This is a genomic window from Companilactobacillus farciminis KCTC 3681 = DSM 20184, assembly GCF_002706745.1.
GTDB classification, from domain to species: Bacteria; Bacillota; Bacilli; order Lactobacillales; family Lactobacillaceae; genus Companilactobacillus; species Companilactobacillus farciminis.
In genome coordinates this window covers 945,790-966,312 of record NZ_CP017702.1, presented here as the reverse complement: position 1 = coordinate 966,312, position 20,523 = coordinate 945,790, and the positions used below count along the sequence as shown (strand labels likewise).

Sequence of the window (20,523 nt, the reverse complement as noted above, 5' to 3'; positions counted from 1 at the left end):
TTTATATAAGTCTTTTAAGCCGTTAGTCCTTTGACTAGCGGTTTTTATTTTGCCGTCAAACTAGTAATGCCGTTTAAAAATAACTTTTCAAAAAAGCTATGCAGTTCCTCGACCGTCATTTCTGGATGCTTGACCCAATACGCTATCAATCCAACCAAGGCAGACGAAATGTATTGTATCAACAACTCCTTTTGGCGCTGATCTAAATCATTAAATTCACTAGAATTCTCAATTACCTTGAGACCCTTTTGTGCCAAATAAGTAATAAAACGCTCATGAAAACGTGGATCGCCGTAATCTCCCAACAAGAGACTTATCACTTTTTTATTTTCATACACCAATTTAAGAATCTTCAAGATTCTATCATCCCCATCAAATTCTTGTGTATCAACTCGATAGGTGTCCTTTTTAGTACTACTCAATTGTGAAAAGATATCATCTTCAATCGCCTGCAAAATTTGATATTTATCGCTATATTTTTCAAAAATAGTTCTGCGGGCAATTTGACACTTATCAGCTATCTCAAAAATAGTAATTTCTGCAATTGGTTCATGTTCCAGCAATTCTAAAAAGGCCGCTTGAATTTTTAAATTCTGATCCATAAAAACTCCCTCACACTCGGTCCTAATTTAATTTCTACATTGTCTGATATTTTTGGGAGCGATTCAACTTCAATTTTGAATTAAAAAATACCAAAGATTTTTATAAATCCCAATCAATTCCAATATAAAAAGTTAGGCCACCTATTCTAGTAAAAATAGATGACCTAACTTTTTTTGATTGATTTAAAAACCGTCCCCATATTAAGCGGTTTTAAGCTTACTTACAGCTTCTTCAATTGTTTTACCGTCTGCAGAAACATGTTTATCTTTATCTTCAACAGTAAACAATTGAGAGTCAATATTTAGCATTACACGATATTTCATTTGTCTACCTCCATCATTTATTCTTATATTGCTCAACGGATAATAAATGAAATTATATTCTTTATTTATTAAAATGCAAGCCCTTTCTTTTTAATAAAACTTGCAATTTCGTTTTTTGGTGGCATAATTTAAGCATTCTCGATATAATGGATTTAGATAATAAGGAGAAGATGCAAAATGAAGAATATGTCCAAAAAAGAATATCCGTCGTGGTACCCTCATAGAAGAGGGCATAACACAGTAGAGTTTAATAAGCCAGATAAATGGTACGAATGGTCGGCCATTCTGGATGTTATCTTTTTTGCGATTTTTTTAATTATCATAACTCGTTAAAAGTAAAGGACTTTGAATATTTTTATTCAAAGTCCTTTTTGTTTTAATATTTTGTCGCCAACAAAGCTAATAAATTATTGAACGAATAGGCCGAAGCTTGTTTTTCCAAACCGATACCACCGTAAATCGCTGAATCCTTATCATTCACTTGGCTTTGCCACATCGTATTCATTGCTAATCGATACATCTTTTTTTGTCCAGCTTCTGAAAAAATCATCGCACTGATTGCGTAATTAGCCGCTGATTGATTGTAATCAGTCACCTTCCCTGTCATCGAGTAACCATTATAAAGGGTCTTGGTCTCAACTCGCTTTTGTAACCAATCTAAAGACTCGTTTTTAATAGCCTTTACTTGCGATAAATGCAATAAAGTTATCAACGCTTCAGAAGTATTAAGATCCTTTTGTGAATACTCCTTATTTTGCCAGTTAAAACTACTAGCATATAGAGGCAACGCATCATTTAAATAGCCTTTTTCCACAAGCGATAATTGTTTTTGGTAAATTCCCTTATCTTCGAAGTATTTTAATGTCGGCAAATCATAATACGCTAAGGAACTATTTGAACTGGCTGTTTTAGATTCCACATCATAAAAATCAGCAACTTTGGCACCATCAATAGTATTTTTTTTCAATCTATCAAATCTAGCTTGAGCTTCTTTTCGATACTCCTGATTGCCAGTTTTTTCTGAAAAAATCTGCAAAGCTTTAATGATTCTCAAATCATCCAAAGTGGCGTTGACGTTATATTTTTTATCAGTCTCAGGAATATAACGATAGCTGAACTGGACTTTTTGGTCAAAAGTGTCCTTAGTGACCTGATAGAATCGTTTAAATTGGCCATATTGCTTCGTGTAAGCCAAATATTCCAACCATAAGCCCGATGACTCGGACAATAATTCGTGACCTGTTGCAGCCTTGTTTTGGAAGCCTTGTTTTTGATAATTGGTTAAAATACCTTGCGTAGTTACCATTTTTTGTGAAACAAATTTCTTTAGTTTTTTCTCTTTAGTCTCATAGTGACCATAATTATTTCTTGGCATTAAATCGCTTTGTTTATTCGAAACAGAATTGGCACATCCGACGATAGTCATTCCTATCAATAAAATAATTAATAATGAAAATTTTTTCACGGGTCATCTCCTTAAAAAATGATTTGTAAGGCCTTACTTTTGCTATAATAAAAGCTAAGGGAGGCGGTATCATGGCTATTAAGATAAATTTGGTAGACGGTACTAGCATTGAAATTACTGAAGATACGTATATTATTGCATGGAAATATCAATCATCATTAATGGCAAGTAACGATGACCATTATTACTTGGATTGCATCTTTAAGGGTAACTTCGAAGATGGCAAAGTTTCTGAACAGGATGAAGAAAACAAACTTGAAGGTTTGATCAGCGCTGCTGATTGGATCACGATTGGCAAAGATAACAAGAATTCTTTAAAGACAACCGCTATTTTAAGTATTACTAGAGATTAAATTTTAAAAAAAAGACCTCAGCCAAAGTTGGTTGAGGTCTTTATGCTCTCTGGGGGGAAAGCAGTAATCAGAATTTTGATTACGCCAAATCTTAACATTAAATTTTGGCAAATACCAGTGATTAGCCTATATAAAAATATTTAGTTAAACATTGAATCAATAGGCTTTTGAAGGCGATTTCACACGATTGCATCAAAAAAAGCTCGACCTTTCGATCAAGCTTCTAATTTTTAATATTGAGACATGTAAGTATCTCTTTCCCATTGGGAAACAGTTTGTTGATATCTTGCCCATTCAGCATTCTTAGCAGCGAAGAAACTATTACTTAGTCCCTTGCCTAGTGATTGTTGAACGTATTCATCTTTGCGAAGTGCTTTCAAGGAGTTGTGCAAAGTTGATGGCAAATCAACGATACCTTCCTCACGACGTTTTTCTTCTGACATTTCATAAATATTATCTTTTACTTCTGGCATTAGATCGTAGCCACTAGCAATACCGTCAAGACCTGCATCGAGGATACATGCAATAGCGAGGTATGGATTAGTTGTAGGATCCACACTTCTCATTTCGATACGTTTTGACTTACCTTTAGCTGCTGGTACTCGAATCAATGGTGAACGGTTCTTACTTGACCAAGCAATGTAAGTTGGTGCTTCATAGCCAGGAACCAAACGTTTGTATGAGTTAACAGTTGGATTATTGACAGCTGTTAATGCACGTGCATGTTTCAATAAACCACTCATAAATTTCTTAGCAGTTGGTGAAAGCATATCATTGGCATCGTCAAAGATATTATCATCACCATTAAATAGTGACATATTGATATGCATACCTGAACCATTGATACCTTGAACAGGTTTTGGCATGAAGGTTGCATACAAGCCGTGTTCTTTAGCGATTGTTTTAACTACCAATTTGAAAGTTTCGATACTGTCGGCGGCAGAAATAGCATCTTGATACTTGAAGTCGATTTCTTGTTGGCCCGGTGCAACTTCGTGGTGACTAGCTTCAACTTCAAAGCCCATCTTTTCTAATCCTAAAACAATATCCTTACGAACATTCACACCCAAATCAACTGGTGAGAAGTCGAAATAACTACCATCATCGTTTAGATGCAAAGTTGGATTGCCATGTTCATCTGTATTGAACAAGAAGAATTCTGGCTCTGGTCCAATATTGAAATGAGTGTAACCCATATCATGCATCTTTTTGATGATACGTTTTAAGTTAACACGTGGATCTCCTTCAAAAGGTGTTCCATCGGTCTTGTAAATATCACAGATCAAACGAGCTACCTTACCGTGTTCTTCTCCCCATGGGAAAATCAACCAAGTTGATAAATCGGGATGCAAAAGCATGTCACTTTCTTCAATACGAGTAAAACCATCGATTGATGAACCGTCGAAAGTAATCTTATTTGCTAAAACTTTATCCAATTGTGATACTGGAACTTCAACGTTCTTGATGATTCCGTTGATATCTGTAAACATCAGACAAATAAACTCAACGTTTTCATCTTTTACCATTTTTGTAATATCTTCTGCAGTATACTGTTGCACTTTTAACCACTCCTATTGTATATACCGATTTTTTGAAGGTCGCCAATAAACGCCATCATCATAGCGTTTCATTAACAATATGATGATACTACCAATTACGTTTATCAGTGTCAAATATTTTCATTTAAATTTTCAATAAATTCCAATATTAAATAACAAAATAATCATATACGAAAATTCTATCACAATAAATAACTTTATTAACAGATTTCGATTGACTTCTTTCGATTTTCCAGTTAAATTATAGATACGAACGAAATGGAATATAAAAATAATAATTGTTCGTTATTAATGGAGTGGATAATAAATGCAAGTTTTTGATTACGAAGATATTCAACTAATTCCGAATAAATGTATCGTCGACAGCCGTTCTGAATGCGATACCACTATCAAATTTGGTCCGAAAACATTTAAAATTCCGGTAGTCCCTGCTAACATGCAAACGATCATTGATGAAAATCTCGCCGAAAAGTTAGCTACCAATGGTTACTTCTACGTTATGCACCGTTTCGAACCTGAAACTAGAATAGACTTCATCAAAACGATGAACCAAAAAGACTTATTTACTTCTATCAGTGTTGGTATTAAAAAAGACGAATATACCTTCATTGACCAAGTAGTTTCCGAACACTTAAAGCCTGATTACATTACGATCGACGTTGCCCACGGACACAGTGACCGCGTCATCGATATGATCAAATACATCAAAAACAAATTACCAGACACTTTCCTTATCGCCGGTAACGTTGGTACTCCTGAAGCCGTCCGTGAATTGGAAAATGCTGGTGCCGATGCTACTAAAGTCGGAATTGGACCAGGCAAGGTCTGCATCACTAAATTAAAAACCGGTTTTGGTACTGGTGGTTGGCAATTAGCTGCTCTAAGACTTTGTGCCAAAGCTGCTAGCAAACCTATTATCGCTGACGGTGGCGTTAGAAACGACGGTGATATTGCCAAATCAGTTCGTTTCGGTGCCGATATGGTCATGATCGGTTCCTTACTTGCTGGGCACAAAGAATCCCCTGGTAAGATCATCGAAAAAGATGGTCAAAAATATAAAGCTTACTTTGGTTCCGCATCTCAATACCAAAAAGGCGAATACAAAAACGTTGAGGGTAAAAGAATGCTCGTACCTTACAAGGGCGAGATCATGGACACCTTAACTGAAATGAAACAAGACTTACAATCATCGATCTCTTATGCGGGAGGAAAAGACTTAAGTTCCCTACGCAAAGTTGATTATGTAATTGTTAAAAATTCAATTTACAATGGTGATGTATATTAATTTATTAATCCATAAAAAAAAGAAGCTGACGACTGGGTGTTCGTTAGCTTCTTTTTTATGAATGGGATAGTTCATGTTCAATTTGATAAGAATCGTTGTCCATCAAACAACTTAATAACTATCAAATTTAACATTACTGTAACACATAAATTGGGAATTAAAAAGCATGAAAGCTTTTAAGGTATAAAAGACTATTTCTATTTTTATTTAATTATTAATTTGTCGAGCCGAAAAATGATGAATTCCTTTATTTCTCTCTTCAAATCCTTCAGTCTTGCTAACAATAAATCGTGGACGATTATTTACTTGATCCAAGACTCTGCCTAAATAACTACCGAGTATACCAATTGATAGCATCAATAGACCCAAGGTGAATAATAACACTGTTATACCAATTGATGCAAAGCTGTAATTACTTGTCGCAATTAGATATCCCAATGAGAATACTCCACTGGTCAAGGGCACAACTGAAAATAAATTAACGAAGTGCAATGGTTTCATGGAAAACGATGTGATCCCATCAACTGCTAATTTAATCATTTTTGACAAAGGATATTTCGTTTCACCGGCAATTCGTTCTTGACGATGATACAAAACACTCGTTTGTTTGAAACCAATCCATGTCACTTGTCCACGAACAAAAGGATCTTTTTCATGCAATTTTAGTAACTGTTGGACGGCACGTCGATCCATTAAACGAAAATCACCTGTATCCAAAGGCATGTTGATTGTTGCTAATTTTTGGAAAGTTCGGTAAAACATTTTGGCGGTGAACTTTTTAAAAATCGTTTCGCCATCTCTTTGCATTCTTTTACCATAAACTATCTGATAACCTTCGCGCCATTTTTTTATCATCTGGGGAATCACTTCAGGTGGATCTTGCAAATCAGCATCCATAACCACGACTGCATCCCCTTTGGTGTATTCCAAACCGGCCGTAATAGCCAATTGGTGTCCAAAATTACGTGAGAACTCAACTAGTTTGATGTGATCATTTTGAGCCAAAGCTCGTTTGATAATTTCTACTGATTTATCTTTTGAACCATCATCAACAAAAATCAGTTCATAATTTTCTTCTTGCTGTTCAATATAATTTAATAACGTATCAATCGTAGCCTGAATACCAGCTTCTTCATTGAAAACCGGTAAAACGATTGAGATCAATTGATTTTTCATGAGAACATTCCTTTCATTGATTATTTATAAATACTTGATAAATCATAAAGCGTTCCTGATTGTCCGGGTCCACCTTGACCTGAGTTTTGTCCTTGTCCAGGTTGACCATTCTTCATAGATTTCTTCATTTTCTTCAATTGTTTCTTAGTCAATTTCTTCTTACCAGTTGGCTTTTGCAAATTGCCATTTGGTCCTCCACTTGGCGCATTGCCTCCTGGAGCACTGCCAGTGTTACTTGAAGAACTAGGATTTGATGGTGGATTTGTTGAACCACCTGACATTTGACCATTAGATTTAGTCTTTGAAACAACTGTCACCGAACTAGAATTATTAGTTTGGATATTACTACTGCTTAAAGTGACCTTTTTGGCGTGTTTCTTGATCCAATTTACAATTTGATTATTGGAACCGCCAGTCTTGCCACCAGAATAGTAATATTTGACCTTGCCTTCTTTGACTAATTTCTTAAATTGTTTCAAGGTGATAGCTTTATCAGTTCCGTTAAAGCCACCCATAGCCATGACTGCTTCACCAGTTTTAATAATGTATGGAGCAGCAGTACTTGAGTCATCAGTAGCAAATAAGTACTCAGCGTTACCTTGATGTTTTTGTAAATACTTCAAAAGCGTTGTATCGACTTGAGAATTACCCATGCCGCCACCACCGCCTACTGAAGAAAGCAATGATGGTCCAGCACTTGGAATTCCGTCACTAGAACCAGCTAAGGTTGGGGTCAATGACCACCAAGTTGGAGCTAACATAACAATTATTAAAGCTGTAATTGGCCAAACTCGTTTATTCTTCAACTTGATTGCAATCCAAGGTAAAACGAATAATGGAATTGAAATGATGATCCCAGCAATCAATAAGATCCAGCTCAAAGTTGGATAGTAGTCATTCAAGTACCAAGCTTGTAAAATACTTGTCGTTAGAATTGAAATCGGCAAAAGCATAGACCAGAGTGATTTTTCTCTCCATTGCTTGATCATTGTATAGATTCCAATCCCGGCTAAAGCAGCCATCGCTGGAGCCAACATAATCGTATAGTATGGATGGAAGAAACTAGCTACTGAGAAAAATCCTCCGACGGGAACTAGCCAGCCTAACCAAAGCCAAAGTTCTTTTCTTTGTGGCGTCAAAGCATACCATTTCTTCATCTTGGAATTTCTGAAATAGGCATAACTAGAAATGACACCAAAGACTGCTAACAACATTAACCAACTAATTTGTGGTCCTAATTCTTTTTGCAATAATCTGAATGGTCCAGCAGTACCAATATTGAAGGCACCGCCGCCACCACCGCCACCACCGGTCATTGTTCCTTGTTTCTTATTACCCGAAGGGATACTTGGAGCATTGCCCTTTTTAGAACTAGGCTTTGCAGGTGGGTTACCTTTTGAACTAGCTTTCTTAGTCCCACTAGGTGGCGTTGGAGCATTATTGCTTGATTTTTTACCACTAGTACTCTTGTTTGATGGTGGCGTCATCGACTCAGAACTCTTAGATGATTTATTACCCATTCCTGGGAAAGCTCCACCAGTACCGGTCGTTTGACCAAGGAGTCGTTGAGTTCCGTTATATCCAAAGGCTAGTTCCAAAGCTGAGTTAGTTTCAGAACCACCTTCATAAGGGCGATTTGAAGAATTAGTCATGTCAACTGACAATGGCCAAATCAAAGTGAAAACTGCTAAAAAGACCGTTGCAATCGACAAATGCATTATTTTCTTTTTCCAGTTAACTTGAGCGCTTAACCAATAGTAAAGATAAAGTGCTGGTAAAATCATGAAAGCTTGTAGCATTTTGATGTTAAACGAAAATCCAACTAAGGCAAAACCAATCCACAAAAAGCGTTGCTGTTGCTTCAAAACTGCCTTTTGAACGAACCAGACTGACAATAATAGGAAGAAAACTAAAGTTGCATCCATATTATTGGTCCGAGAATCTGCTACAACGATTGGCGTTAAAGTCATAATTAATGCTGCAATTCGTGCTGGAATTTTACCAAAACGTTTCGAAACCAAGTTGTAAATCAGGTAAACTGACCCGATTCCAAATAAAATTGATGGTAAAACAACGCTCCAGCCATGAACACCAAAAATTTTGGCACTGATCGTCATAAACCATAGAGCTACCGGTGGCTTATCAACGGTAATAAAACCGGCAGGATCAAAACTGGCATACCAGAAATTTTTGAAACTCTTGGTCATACTAACGATTGCCGCAGTATAGAAATTATTAGCCTCTCCTGCTTCCCAAATATTCCAGGCATACAGAAACGCCGCTAAAATCAAAATGGCAATCAGCCAATAGTCATACTTAATATTTCTTAATTTATCGAAAAATTTATTTTGACGTCTTGTTTCACGTCGTAAATCTTTTGATTCCATCATTTATCTTCTCCCATCTTAGAAAACAATATTTATAAAGAAACAAATGATTGAATAAACTAGTATCGAACATAAAATCGATTTTAATTGTGATTTATTTTTCATCTGCTCAAATTCCTTTCGTTATGACAAGGACAAGATTAGCCAAAATAGCTTAAATTAAGCTTAAATTAAAAAATATGCTTTATAATTATATTCAGAATCAATAAGAGGAGTACAAAATGTCAAATAGTATAAGAATTTTAGTAGTTGAAGACGATGGAAACTTAGCTAATAATATTGCTGCCTTTTTAAGTGACTTTTCACAAGTCGACATTGAAAGTGATGGCTTGAGTGGTAAATTTGCTGCAACCGAAGATGTCTACGATTTGATAATCTTAGATATTATGTTGCCCGAAATGAATGGCTACGATGTTTTAAAGAATATTCGTAAAGATAAAATCAACACGCCGGTTTTGATTTTGACTGCCAAGGCCGATATCGATGACAAGGTTCATGGGTTCAATCTCGGTGCTGATGACTATCTAACTAAACCTTTCCATCGTGAAGAGTTATTGGCTAGGGTCAAAGCACTTCTCAAACGAAGTGGTACTTTAGCGGATGATTCTATCTTACGAATCAGAAATCTTGAAGTTAATTTGAATACTCACGAAACTACTAGTGACGGCAAAACTATTGCTTTAAACGGCAAAGAATATGATTTATTAGTCTACTTATTGCAAAATAAGAATACTATTTTGACTAAAGATCAAATCTTTGAACGTATTTGGGGCTTTGACTCTGACACTTCCATCACAGTCGTTGAAGTTTATATGAGTAATTTGCGTAAAAAACTACGACCATCTCAAAACGATAATTTAATTAAAACTATCAGAAACGTTGGGTATATTTTCCAAGATGAAACTGAAGTCTAAACAATCAAAAATCACTCGCCGCCAACAGTTCAAATTATTCTTATCAATCATGGCCTCCTTTGCCGTTTTGTTCTTAACTTTAGGACTCATTATCTTTAATTTGTTTCAATCATCGACTTACAAAAGCATCGATAAAGATATGCGCGAACAAATTGCTTCCGTTAAAAAACAACCTAATATGCAAAAACAAGACGATTCCAATCCTGGACCCGACCATCCCGTCCAACAAAATAAACCCAATCCGAAGATGCCTTTTCAAGCTTCAATCTTAGTTTTTGATGATAACGGTAAATTGTTGAATAAAAGCAGTTTAGGTAATCGCTATTCGGCTTTGAAAAATATCAATTTAAATAAAAAAAATATTAACAAGAAACAAACCATCGTTGTTCATAATATGAATTTCCGTTCTGTTTTAATAAAAGTTTCCAAAAAAAATAATAATCCTATGTATGCTGGTCATTATGTTTTGATCATGCAAAATATTGATACTCAGATTCAGACAATGGAGAATTTCGAGAAAATCTTGATTCTTACTTTCTTCATCTTTTGGATCATAGCTTTGGTAATTTCCTATTTCTTAGCTCGAATCAATATGTTGCCAATCGTCAAATCCTGGAAGCAACAAACTGAATTCGTCAACGATGCAGCCCACGAATTGCGGACTCCTTTGACTATCATTCAAGGAAAACTCGAGTACATGTTGACCAAGCCAAATAAAAAAATCATCGATGAAGCAGAAGCAATTTCTGTCTCACTCGATGAAGTCAATCGTCTCAATTCTTTAACTAACAACCTTCTGGATCTAGCCCGTTTTGACCAGGCTACGACCAAATTGAATTTCGAATATACTGAGCCACAATTATTTTTGAAAGATCCAATTGAGCCATTCAAAGATATTATCAATTCTCAGTCAAAAGTCTTTCAAATCAACCTCAATCATCAACCTACTTTATATTTGGACCGCAATAAAATTAAACAATTACTGATAATTTTGTTAGACAACGCTACTAAATACACTCCGAAAAACGGCACTATTAAAATTTATGACCAAATCGAAGGTTCTAAATATCAATTCATCATTTCTGATACAGGTGTTGGTATTAAAGACAGTGACAAGAAGAAAATTTTTGGTAGATTTTATCGTGTCGACAAGTCCAGAAACCAAAGTAGCGGTGGCCACGGACTGGGTCTAGCAATCGCCAAACAAATCGTTGCTAATCACCAAGGACATATCTTTGTTCGTGACAATCTTCCTCATGGCAGCGAATTCGTCGTTGAGCTACCCATTAAGCATAAATAAAAACCTAAAAAAATATTAACCAATCTCAAATAGGATAATTGGTTAATATTTTTTATTTTCTTTTTCATAAATCATAGTTCATTTCTCAAAAACTCAATTTTAAATTTTTGAATTAGTCACTTCTTAATAAAATGATAAGATTTCAAAGTTGTATATGGGAGGAATCTTATGAAAAAGAAAAGTTTATTGTTATTAATTTTAATCAGTAGTCTTTTGTTATTATTCAGCACTACTTCTGTTAAAGCAGAAACAACTGATACTCCTCTGACTGACGCTGACATTGCTCAAGTTTTCCCGCACAAGGACAATACCGAAATAATCGTCAGCTACGTTTTAGAAGATCAAAAAGAATTAGTTTTAAAAACCACTGAAAAAAAAGTACTCGATATCGAGGCTCTAAAAAAAGAACTCGGTGAAGACAACGTTTTAGATGATTCAGAGAAAAATGAAACTATTGTCAAATTAGATCCAAACAAAATCTCTTTTAAACTACTCGTTGATAATCAAAAACCATTTACTTTATCCGTTCATAAAATAAATGGTGAAGAGATTTTTAATTACGATGTCAACGATACAAATCAAACTAGAGATGTTGTTACTTCGACTGATGACGAGGAAGATGCATCTGGCTGGGTCTTCTCAGAAATGCTAAAAGTCAGTGAAGGCCCTATTCTCGAACACAGTGACGGTTCCAGTACCCGCCCACTTTTATACTTTGGCGATTATAACTATGCTATTCAAAGAATGTCGATCAGTGATGCCTTTGGACCCCGCGGAAACTCTCGAATTGATAGTTTAACAACTCCGGGAACAGCTGTCTTGTATGCAAGCAAAGGTAGTCGAATCGAAGACGGTGCTAAGGCAAAAGGAAATCACATTTATACCGACCACTACGGTGATCATCAAGAAAATGACTACGATATGGTCTCAGTTATCAATATGGGATTAAAAGAGAAGCCCCGTGGAGTTGAAGATCGATCAATTGGTTCTCCACGTAGTTATACTTCAAATAGTCTTTATAACTACGTAATTGAAAGTGATGGTAAAGGCGTACCTGGTGTTAGTGGTCCCAATAAAATTGGTGAAAGTTATGCTATGTTAGATACGCCCAAATTTTATTATCGAACTAATCCCAAAACTGGCTTTGAAGAACAAAAAATGGTTTTTCATCAAAAGGCTTTTTATGCCTATAAAAAAGGTCGTAACAATCCAGAAATTACCACTACTATTAAATTGAGTTTCAACAAAGTTGGACGCGTACAAACAAAAATTGCTTTTAAAAATACCGGAAAATATGCTTTCGGCAACTTCGTAGGTCTTTCCAATCATGACCTTTCTTTAAATAAAGATAATCAAGAAATTAGAGATAACCGTGGTAAGGCCATTGGAAATTACGTGAAATTACGTGCTCTTGGAAATCAACGCGGAATGTACATGCAATCTGGAGACAACCAAGTCCGAACTACCTACTATCTAAACCGTGAAAATGGTCCCGCTGGCTGGGCCGGTCGTTCTTCAAGTAAATCCTACATTGCTACCAAAGGATTCATGCACAGTCCTGGATTAATTGAAATTATCCCTTCTAACGAAAGATACTACCCATGGAAAGTTGGAAAAGACGATCATACTTGGAGCTTAATAGGTGGTACTAAACCGACAAAATTTTTCAACGATGATATCCCTGGTTATCGCTCACCATACGTTGCAGAAAAACTCTATAATGCTTTTTCAGATCATTGGGACAAAGGTGATCTTGGAAGAAAAGACGTTGGCGGTCGTCTGGGAGTTAAAGAAAATGACCCGACTTGGGATGCTGGTTTAACGATGCGAACATCCCCTAGAGACTTATTGATTGGTCAAACCATTAAACTAGAATACGAATCACAAATCGACGTCAAAGGTACGACTTTTAACCCCGTCTTTGAATTAGATCTACACGGAACCTCTGACAACCCCCAAGTGATTTCCGACAAGGAGTTTCAAGACCGCAAAGGCAAGTTGCCAATTACCGGTACTTGGTATGACTTCGATAGTACTGACGTTACGATGTACTACTCAATTGACAGTGAAGATCCTGAAGATGATCAAATTCTCTTCAATCGCTCACAGTCCTCAAACGATGCCTTTAATGGTAAACTCAACGACATTACCAAGGTCAACTTACCTCTAAAAGGCTTAGATTCCGGTATGCACACGATTCGATTCTATATGGTCGATAAAGAAGGACACCGTTCACAAACACAAGAACACGTCCTAAAAATCAGTAAACCAGTTACTAATGAACCGCAAATTGACGTAACTTCTCCAGGAGCAACTTCTAAAAATCCTTATAAAGTCTATGGTGAATCGATTGATATTAAAGGAACCTGGTCCGATAAAGATAGCAAAAAAATCAAGTCCATTTCTTATCAAATCAACAATCATGATGAAAAAATCGTTCGTGAAAATATCGCCAATCCTACCCTAGGACAACTAAACATTGGCGATATTGATGGCTTAGATATTTCTTGTTGTAATAACTTCGACAAAAATAAAATCGTCTTTAAAATTGTCGATGAAGAAGGTCTCGTTGGTACTGATAGTTTCTACTTCCAGCACGTTCCCGGAGGTTTAACCTTATCAGCACCGGAAGAAATCGACTTTGGAACTTTGGCAGTCTCTCCTACAGGTGGTACTCCAGTCAAACCAACTATCAAAGAAGGAAATATTGTCTTAGGCGACTACCGTCAACAAGATGCTCCTCCTATCTCGGTTAGTTTAAAGATGGACAAATTCTATAAAGAAGAGAAACACAATGAAGGAAACGATGATGATAGTTTAGCCAATATTGACACACCTGATGAAGAAACTCGAACTGAATCTCCTAAAGAAGCTTTAGTTCACGATGTTTACTGGAAAGATAAACTCATCAATGGCGATGATTTAATTATCGGCCAGTCAGCACAAAAAACTGGTCCTCAATGGGAATACAAGACTAATTTAACTGAAGATGTTTTAAAGAACCTCAAAATCAGATTCAGATCTGGTGAAAATGGCGCTTCGAGTGGAAAATATGTCAGTCATTGGACTTGGCAAACTGTCGATTCCGTTCAATAATTTTTAACCACAAATTCAAATTGGATTTGTGGTTTTTTGTTAAATTATGTTTTAATAAAAATATACTGATATTATGAGGTGTCCAAGTATGGATAAAGAAAAAATCCAAGATTATTGGTTCAATTTTTTGCGTGATAAAAACTCGCTCTACTACCCATTAGGCGATATTACAACCTTTGGTGGCGAACCAGATAAATTAGCGCATTTAGTTTATGATGGCGTAAAAACGGCTACAACTTCTGCCTATGATTTGTACGAACCAAATGAATACATGCCCCAAGTCGGCGATTACAATATCATTTTAGATGGCGATGAAAACCCACTTTGCATCACTGAAACATTGGTAACCGAAGTTGTTCCATTTAAATATGTCAGTGCTGAACATGCTTATCATGAAGGTGAAGGCGACCAGACTTTAGACTACTGGCGTGAAGTACATACTGACTTTTTCAAAAAAGAATACCAAGCTGCTGGCAAAGAATTCAACGATGAAATTCCTTGTTTGTGCGAAGTCTTCAAACGTATCTACTAAAAAAAGCGAGACTAGATATCACTCTAGTTTCGCTTTTTAATTATCTTTCTTTTCATCTAAAGCTTCAGAAATCTTCTTTAGATACATGACCATTTCGTCTTCTTTAGTTTCTTCTGGTTCAGCTTCTTCTTCATCGCGACTCTTGATAATTTTGTTCATCACTTTAACTAACAAGAACACTACAAAGGCGATAATCAAGAAGTTAATGATAGATTCAATGAACGTCCCATATTTGAAGGTTGCGTCCCCTACTTTGAAAACTAAACTACTCAAGTCAATCTTACCTAAGAACAAACCAATCAACGGATTGATCAAGTTACTTACCAAAGATTGCACAATGGCTGTAAAAGCAGCACCCATAATTACACCAACGGCTAAGTCCATAACGTTGCCGCGGCTAATAAATTCTTTGAATTCCTTTATCATAATTCCAATCTCCTAAATTGATTTCTACCTTTAATTATGGCGTTTTTAGGGTCTTTTGTGCAAATTATTTAGCAATTTTTCCTGTACAAATCGTCAAAATCAACTGCTTTTAACTAACAATTTAATTTATAATGCTATTAGAAAGGTTGTGAACACATGAACGACTTTGAAATGTACAAAATGATTCTTGAAATCATCGCTGATAAAAATCCCAAAGACTTACAAGCTTTACTCGATGAATCACAGCACTATCAAATTGTTAAAGACTACATTGCTAGTGACGAACCTAATTCATTTTTAATTCAAAATATTCAAGAAATGGCTTTGAATATGATCAATGATGATTTGATTTCAGCAACGATTAGTCCTCTAAAATACGTTACTTTAATCAAATTCAATGGCCTAACAGTTTTAGGGTTTCAATATTTAAAAAAGCTCAAGGAACAAGATACCAAACAACAAATTGAATCGATTCTCAATCAAGAGGGTCACGTTATGTCAGCTAAAAACCTCACTGAGATTCTTTCAAAGCTCATTTTTAGTTAAGGCTAACTTATTTACAGTTGTCGATTAACTTAACTTTTGACACCTACCAAATTAAAGCTTACTCTGTATTTGTAACAAGTTTTCTAATAATACGGAGGTTTTTTTATGTCAAAGACTAATGTAATAATTGTTGGTGCCTCACATGGTGGCCATCAATCAATTTTGGAACTATTGAAGCGTTACGATGACGTGGATATCAAGTTATTCGAAGCTGGAGATTTTGTTTCATTCATGTCCTGTGGGATGGAACTCTATCTAGAAAACAGCGTTACCGACGTGAATGATGTTCGTAACTTTGCTCCTAGCGATTTCAAAGATAATGAAAATGTCGCAATCTTGAATAATCATCAAGTTACTAAGATAAACGCCGATAAAAAGACAGTCACAGTCATCAATACTAAGGACAACAAACAAGCTGAATATCCTTATGATAAATTGATTTTAAGTTCTGGCGTCACACCTAAATCAATTCCTGTACCCGGAAGCGACTTAGAAAATGTTTACTTAATGCGTGGCTATGACTGGGCTACTAAGATCAAAAACAAATTAGAAGATTCAAGTGTCAAAAATATCACCATCGTTGGTGCTGGCTACATCGGAATTGAAGCCGCTGAAGCTAGTGTCAAAGCTGGTAAAAACGTTACCTTAATGGATGTAATCGATCGTCCACTGGGAACTTATCTTGACCACGAAATGACAGATATTTTAACTAAACATCTTGAAGAAAAAGGTGTTAAAGTCATCACTAGTGCCAATATCAAAGAATACGTTGGTTCTGACAAAGTGACAGCTGTTAAGACTGAAAAAGAAGAAATTCCAAGCGATGTCGTTATCCAAGCTGCTGGTGTTAAACCAAATACCGACTGGCTTAAAGGCACTGTTGATCTTGATGCTCGTGGTTGGATCAAGACTAATGAATATTTACAAACAAACTTACCTGACGTCTACGCCATTGGAGATGCCACTTTAGCTTATTCAATCCCCGCTGACAATCACGTTCCAATCGCTTTGGCAACTGTAGCTCGTCGTGAAGCTAGATACGTCGTAAAACACTTATTCGAAAAACAACCTGCCCTACCATTTGGTGGTGTCGTTGGTTCTTCAGCTTTGAGCGTCTTTGACTATCACTTCACAGAAAGTGGTCTCAATAGCTTTACTGCTAAACGCTCTAACGTTGAAGTTGCTAAATCATTCTATACTGGCAGTTTAAGACCAGCCTACGTCCCTGCCGGAAAAGACAATCCAGAAGTTTGTGTTCAATTGTTCTTCAATCCAAGCTCTCACGTTCTATTAGGTGGTGCCGTTCTTTCGACTTATGACATTACCGCTCAAGGAAACGTTTTGGCTTTAGCTATTCAACACAAGTTAACGGTTGAGGATTTAGCCGATGCCGATTTCTTCTTCCAACCTGGATTTGACAGACAATGGAGTATCTTAAATATTGCTGCTCAACATGCTTTAGGCGAAAAGGATTTCTAGAAAATAATAGAGCTAGAACTGTTTAATTGCAGTCCTAGCTCTTTTTTTATACCGCTGGTGGGATTCGAACCCATACATGGAAAACCATACAACGACCTGAACGTTGCGCGTCTGCCAATTCCGCCACAGCGGCAAATAATACAAATAATCCTTCAATTAGATTACAATGAAAATGATACTACAAATGGAGGTTGTTGCAATGGAAAAAATCAGTAAAAATATTTTAAATCAAGTCATTACCCCACGCGAACCCGAATCCTATAAAGGAAATTATGGCAAAGTTCTCATCATTGCCGGATCCACTCAATTCGGTGGTGCAGCTATCATGTGTAGTAGTGCTGCTATTCACAGTGGTGCTGGTTTGGTAACCGTCGCTACAACGCCTGAAAAATTTACTGCTATCAATGTCAAAATTCCTGAAGCCATGACTATCGACTATCACGACAAAAAGGCCTTATTAACAGCCATTATCAACAATCAAGTCATCGCTATTGGACCAGGATTAGGAACTTCAAACATCGCTAAAGGTTTAGTCAAAGCCGTCTTGAACAATACTAAAACAGATCAAACCGTAATTCTCGATGCTTCTGCTTTAACGATTATTGCTGAAGAAAAAATTCCACTCCAAACAACAGCAAACATTATTTTGACACCACACCAAGGTGAATGGCAACGACTTTCTAACTTAGCAATCACTGAACAAATTGAACTAAACAATCAAACTAATTTGCATGAATTGAATCCTGATGCATTATTGGTTTTAAAAAAGCATCAATCAGAAATTTACTATCACGACCAAGCTTCAAAAATTACTGTAGGAAATCCTGGTATGGCAACTGGCGGCATGGGAGATACTTTAACTGGCATCATTGCTGGATTTGTTGGTCAATTTGGCTTCTCTTTAGAGACAGTTCAAGCAGCCTTATTTTTACACAGTGAAATCGGTGATAAATTAAACGAGAAAAATTATGTTGTCTTGCCTTCTTCAATTATTGAAAAAATCCCTAAGTATATGGCTAAATTCAGTTCTAGAGACAAATAAAAAGCGTGAATTCAATCACGCTTTTTTTATTTCATTCTTAAAATTTGTCTGATACGATCGACTCTTGAACCAACAATTTTATCAGCTAAAGATGTCTTCAAGACTAAGTATCCATAAATAACTCCACCTAATCCTGCTTCCAAAATCAACACTACCACACTGATAATTCGATCTGAATTGCCCACAAAGTGGAAGACAATCCAATTTACTAATAATACTGAAACAAACATTATCAAGGAGAACAGAATAATTCCACTGATTCTTCTCGAAATTCGACCAGTATTGAATGGATAAATTGCATGAAGTTTTGCCAACATAAGCCAGCAAACAACACCCATACCGATACTTGTAGCTACTAAAGGTCCAAATTCATGGAATAGCCAAATCATTGGCAACTGCACGACTACTTTAACAATAAATCCGTAAACGAAGTATCTGATAGCTAGTCGATTGCGATATAACGCTTGTAAAACGGCTGATAAAACGGTAAACAATCCCAATAATATTGAAATAACCGCCGAGAATTGCAACATCAAAACGCCCAGAGCGTCATAACGATAAAATGTTGTCCACAATGGCTGTGCTACTGCGTACATCCCTAATGAAGCAGGAATCATAATGAAGAAGAATAATTCCAAAGTATTGGAAATCTGATTTTCAATTTTTTCCTTATTCCCCTTCGAATACAATCCGGATAAGATTGGTACCGCCGTAACGGCCATAGCAGTCGATAATGAAACAATGATCATAATCAACTTGTTAGCTTGAAAACCAAATAATGAATAGTAATTATCCAGTTGTGCCCCACTTGCATTAACAAACAGTCTCATAAATTGATTAAAGGTCGACTGATCATACAAGTTGAAAAATGTTATTCCGGCATCCAAAATGATGAATGGTAAAGCTTGTTGGAAAATTTCACGAGTGAAGTTATTTTCATTAACATCTGCAGCCGGCTTGCCATTACGAGACAAACTCCTCAATCGTGGCAAACGTTTTATAATTGCTAAAATTAAAATTACAATCGCCACTGCTGCACCGATGAAAGCCGCAAAGGTCGATTGAACAACCGCATTGATATAACTACCCTTACTCATCACCATGATCATATAAGTTGCTATCAACATATAAATCACACGAGCAATTTGTTCAATAAACTGTGAAATTGCTGAGGGCGCCATATCAGAATATCCTTGCAAGTACCCTCTTAGAATACTCAAGATAGGAATGATCAAAACGGCTACCGCTAGCGATTTGATAACTGGAATACTTCTTGGATCACCATCAGTAAACATAACTGCCAAAAGTGGTGCTCCAAAGAACATGATAGCCCCAAAAATAACTCCCATAAAAGTCATAATTTTAAGACCATGCTTGAACAATTTATTCCCAGTTGAATATTGATCTAGCGCATTATAATGCGAAATCTGTTTCGAGATTGCTCCAGGAATTCCCGCTGTTGAGACAATCAAGAATAAACTATAGATATTGTATCCTTTGGCAAACAACGCATTAGCTGCCGGATAATCAGACCCCATCCAGGCCATCCATGGGATAATGTATATTGCTCCCAAAATACGAGAAAAAATACTACCAGCTGTCATCCAAGCTGACCCTTTCAACATCGTATCTTGCGAAGATTCAGGGTTTAAAACTGGCATTACTTCTTCTTGGCTTTTATTTACGCCCAAAACTTGCACCACCTTAAAAACTATCCATTTAATTATAGCAAAGTTCTTATCCTAAAAATTTTAAATTACTCTTAAATTACGTAAATTGCAAATTAATTTACAAAAGAACTGCTAATTTTACAGAACGAATAAATTGTAAAGCTTTTTTGAGATTAATTCATGTTAGAATGAATTTGTTGTTTCGGAAGTAAGCCGTTTTAATACAACTCACCCACAGTTCTGCATCATGCAATTATTCATAGCAATCAAACAAATTTTTCATTATTTTTTATCATCTCAGACAAGATAATAAAGAGCTTACTTCTTCGTTGCAACAAAAAAGGTTTCGGAAATATTTCCGGAACCT

General features: G+C 36.1%; 17 protein-coding genes and 1 tRNA gene. 9 read left to right on the top strand and 9 right to left on the bottom strand.

The window, feature by feature from the left end; translation table 11 throughout:
• Positions 1-44: 44 nt before the first annotated feature.
• From LF20184_RS04615 to LF20184_RS04610, 3 genes are all read right to left on the bottom strand, one after another.
• A complete protein-coding gene (locus LF20184_RS04615) occupies positions 45-602 on the bottom strand; it encodes a TetR/AcrR family transcriptional regulator (RefSeq protein ID WP_010019219.1) in 558 nt (185 codons plus the stop codon).
• Between the two features lie 201 nt (positions 603-803).
• The gene (locus tag LF20184_RS13030; protein WP_010019218.1) at positions 804-926 is read right to left on the bottom strand and encodes a hypothetical protein; all 123 of its coding nucleotides are present in this window, start codon (positions 924-926) and stop codon (positions 804-806) included.
• A gap of 376 nt (positions 927-1,302) precedes the next feature.
• On the bottom strand, positions 1,303-2,391 hold the full coding sequence (locus tag LF20184_RS04610; RefSeq protein WP_010019217.1) for a hypothetical protein: 1,089 nt from the start codon (positions 2,389-2,391) through the stop codon (positions 1,303-1,305).
• Between the two features lie 71 nt (positions 2,392-2,462).
• Here LF20184_RS04610 and LF20184_RS04605 point away from each other — a divergent pair, with 71 nt between their 5' ends.
• Positions 2,463-2,744: a hypothetical protein gene (locus LF20184_RS04605; RefSeq protein ID WP_010019216.1), complete on the top strand. Its 282-nt coding sequence runs from the start codon at positions 2,463-2,465 to the stop codon at positions 2,742-2,744.
• A 230-nt stretch (positions 2,745-2,974) separates the two neighbouring features.
• Here the strand turns inward: LF20184_RS04605 and glnA are convergent, their stop codons facing one another.
• On the bottom strand, positions 2,975-4,303 hold the full coding sequence (gene glnA / locus LF20184_RS04600; RefSeq protein WP_010019214.1) for a type I glutamate--ammonia ligase: 1,329 nt from the start codon (positions 4,301-4,303) through the stop codon (positions 2,975-2,977).
• 307 nt (positions 4,304-4,610) lie between these two features.
• Here glnA and LF20184_RS04595 point away from each other — a divergent pair, with 307 nt between their 5' ends.
• On the top strand, positions 4,611-5,588 hold the full coding sequence (locus LF20184_RS04595) for a GMP reductase (protein ID WP_010019213.1): 978 nt from the start codon (positions 4,611-4,613) through the stop codon (positions 5,586-5,588).
• Between the two features lie 207 nt (positions 5,589-5,795).
• Here LF20184_RS04595 and LF20184_RS04590 read toward each other — a convergent pair whose 3' ends face one another.
• Positions 5,796-6,764 carry a glycosyltransferase family 2 protein gene (locus LF20184_RS04590; RefSeq protein ID WP_010019212.1) on the bottom strand — a complete coding sequence of 323 codons (969 nt, stop codon included), beginning with the start codon at positions 6,762-6,764 and terminating at the stop codon, positions 5,796-5,798.
• 20 nt (positions 6,765-6,784) lie between these two features.
• Positions 6,785-9,151 carry a glycosyltransferase family 39 protein gene (locus LF20184_RS04585; protein WP_056945177.1) on the bottom strand — a complete coding sequence of 789 codons (2,367 nt, stop codon included), beginning with the start codon at positions 9,149-9,151 and terminating at the stop codon, positions 6,785-6,787.
• Positions 9,152-9,372: 221 nt separating this feature from the next.
• On the opposite strand from LF20184_RS04585, the gene LF20184_RS04580 reads away from it, so the two are divergent.
• The 4 genes from LF20184_RS04580 to LF20184_RS04565 all read left to right on the top strand — a co-directional run bounded on the left by LF20184_RS04580 (position 9,373) and on the right by LF20184_RS04565 (position 14,993).
• The gene (locus LF20184_RS04580) at positions 9,373-10,065 is read left to right on the top strand and encodes a response regulator transcription factor (protein ID WP_010019210.1); all 693 of its coding nucleotides are present in this window, start codon (positions 9,373-9,375) and stop codon (positions 10,063-10,065) included.
• Complete coding sequence (locus LF20184_RS04575) at positions 10,049-11,365, top strand: sensor histidine kinase (protein WP_056945172.1); 1,317 nt, start codon at positions 10,049-10,051, stop codon at positions 11,363-11,365. Before LF20184_RS04580 ends, LF20184_RS04575 begins: the two co-directional genes overlap by 17 nt.
• A gap of 168 nt (positions 11,366-11,533) precedes the next feature.
• Complete coding sequence (locus LF20184_RS04570) at positions 11,534-14,461, top strand: hypothetical protein (protein ID WP_010019209.1); 2,928 nt, start codon at positions 11,534-11,536, stop codon at positions 14,459-14,461.
• An 88-nt stretch (positions 14,462-14,549) separates the two neighbouring features.
• Positions 14,550-14,993 (top strand): ASCH domain-containing protein, encoded by a 444-nt coding sequence (locus LF20184_RS04565; RefSeq protein ID WP_010019208.1) that lies wholly within the window; start codon positions 14,550-14,552, stop codon positions 14,991-14,993.
• Positions 14,994-15,029: 36 nt separating this feature from the next.
• Here the strand turns inward: LF20184_RS04565 and mscL are convergent, their stop codons facing one another.
• A complete protein-coding gene (gene mscL / locus LF20184_RS04560) occupies positions 15,030-15,419 on the bottom strand; it encodes a large-conductance mechanosensitive channel protein MscL (RefSeq protein WP_010019207.1) in 390 nt (129 codons plus the stop codon).
• Positions 15,420-15,575: 156 nt separating this feature from the next.
• On the opposite strand from mscL, the gene LF20184_RS04555 reads away from it, so the two are divergent.
• Positions 15,576-15,965: a hypothetical protein gene (locus tag LF20184_RS04555; protein ID WP_056945171.1), complete on the top strand. Its 390-nt coding sequence runs from the start codon at positions 15,576-15,578 to the stop codon at positions 15,963-15,965.
• A gap of 105 nt (positions 15,966-16,070) precedes the next feature.
• Entirely contained in the window at positions 16,071-17,444 is a 1,374-nt protein-coding gene (locus LF20184_RS04550) for an NAD(P)/FAD-dependent oxidoreductase (RefSeq protein WP_010019205.1), read from the top strand.
• Positions 17,445-17,493: 49 nt separating this feature from the next.
• Here the strand turns inward: LF20184_RS04550 and LF20184_RS04545 are convergent.
• Positions 17,494-17,577, bottom strand: a tRNA-Leu gene (locus tag LF20184_RS04545).
• 66 nt (positions 17,578-17,643) lie between these two features.
• On the opposite strand from LF20184_RS04545, the gene LF20184_RS04540 reads away from it, so the two are divergent.
• Entirely contained in the window at positions 17,644-18,486 is an 843-nt protein-coding gene (locus LF20184_RS04540) for an NAD(P)H-hydrate dehydratase (protein ID WP_010019204.1), read from the top strand.
• Between the two features lie 26 nt (positions 18,487-18,512).
• Here the strand turns inward: LF20184_RS04540 and LF20184_RS04535 are convergent, their stop codons facing one another.
• Positions 18,513-20,147, bottom strand: coding sequence for a putative polysaccharide biosynthesis protein (locus LF20184_RS04535; RefSeq protein WP_029606480.1), 1,635 nt, complete (start codon positions 20,145-20,147; stop codon positions 18,513-18,515).
• Positions 20,148-20,523 lie beyond the last annotated feature (376 nt).

Coding starts and splice junctions, on each gene's coding strand:
- LF20184_RS04615 (WP_010019219.1), bottom strand. CDS start 602: ATGGATCAGAATTTAAAAATTCAAGCGGCCTTTTTAGAATTGCTGGAA.
- LF20184_RS13030 (WP_010019218.1), bottom strand. CDS start 926: ATGAAATATCGTGTAATGCTAAATATTGACTCTCAATTGTTTACTGTT.
- LF20184_RS04605 (WP_010019216.1), top strand. CDS start 2,463: ATGGCTATTAAGATAAATTTGGTAGACGGTACTAGCATTGAAATTACT.
- LF20184_RS04595 (WP_010019213.1), top strand. CDS start 4,611: ATGCAAGTTTTTGATTACGAAGATATTCAACTAATTCCGAATAAATGT.
- LF20184_RS04590 (WP_010019212.1), bottom strand. CDS start 6,764: ATGAAAAATCAATTGATCTCAATCGTTTTACCGGTTTTCAATGAAGAA.
- LF20184_RS04585 (WP_056945177.1), bottom strand. CDS start 9,151: ATGGAATCAAAAGATTTACGACGTGAAACAAGACGTCAAAATAAATTT.
- LF20184_RS04580 (WP_010019210.1), top strand. CDS start 9,373: ATGTCAAATAGTATAAGAATTTTAGTAGTTGAAGACGATGGAAACTTA.
- LF20184_RS04575 (WP_056945172.1), top strand. CDS start 10,049: ATGAAACTGAAGTCTAAACAATCAAAAATCACTCGCCGCCAACAGTTC.
- LF20184_RS04570 (WP_010019209.1), top strand. CDS start 11,534: ATGAAAAAGAAAAGTTTATTGTTATTAATTTTAATCAGTAGTCTTTTG.
- LF20184_RS04565 (WP_010019208.1), top strand. CDS start 14,550: ATGGATAAAGAAAAAATCCAAGATTATTGGTTCAATTTTTTGCGTGAT.
- mscL (WP_010019207.1), bottom strand. CDS start 15,419: ATGATAAAGGAATTCAAAGAATTTATTAGCCGCGGCAACGTTATGGAC.
- LF20184_RS04555 (WP_056945171.1), top strand. CDS start 15,576: ATGAACGACTTTGAAATGTACAAAATGATTCTTGAAATCATCGCTGAT.
- LF20184_RS04550 (WP_010019205.1), top strand. CDS start 16,071: ATGTCAAAGACTAATGTAATAATTGTTGGTGCCTCACATGGTGGCCAT.
- LF20184_RS04540 (WP_010019204.1), top strand. CDS start 17,644: ATGGAAAAAATCAGTAAAAATATTTTAAATCAAGTCATTACCCCACGC.
- LF20184_RS04535 (WP_029606480.1), bottom strand. CDS start 20,147: ATGCCAGTTTTAAACCCTGAATCTTCGCAAGATACGATGTTGAAAGGG.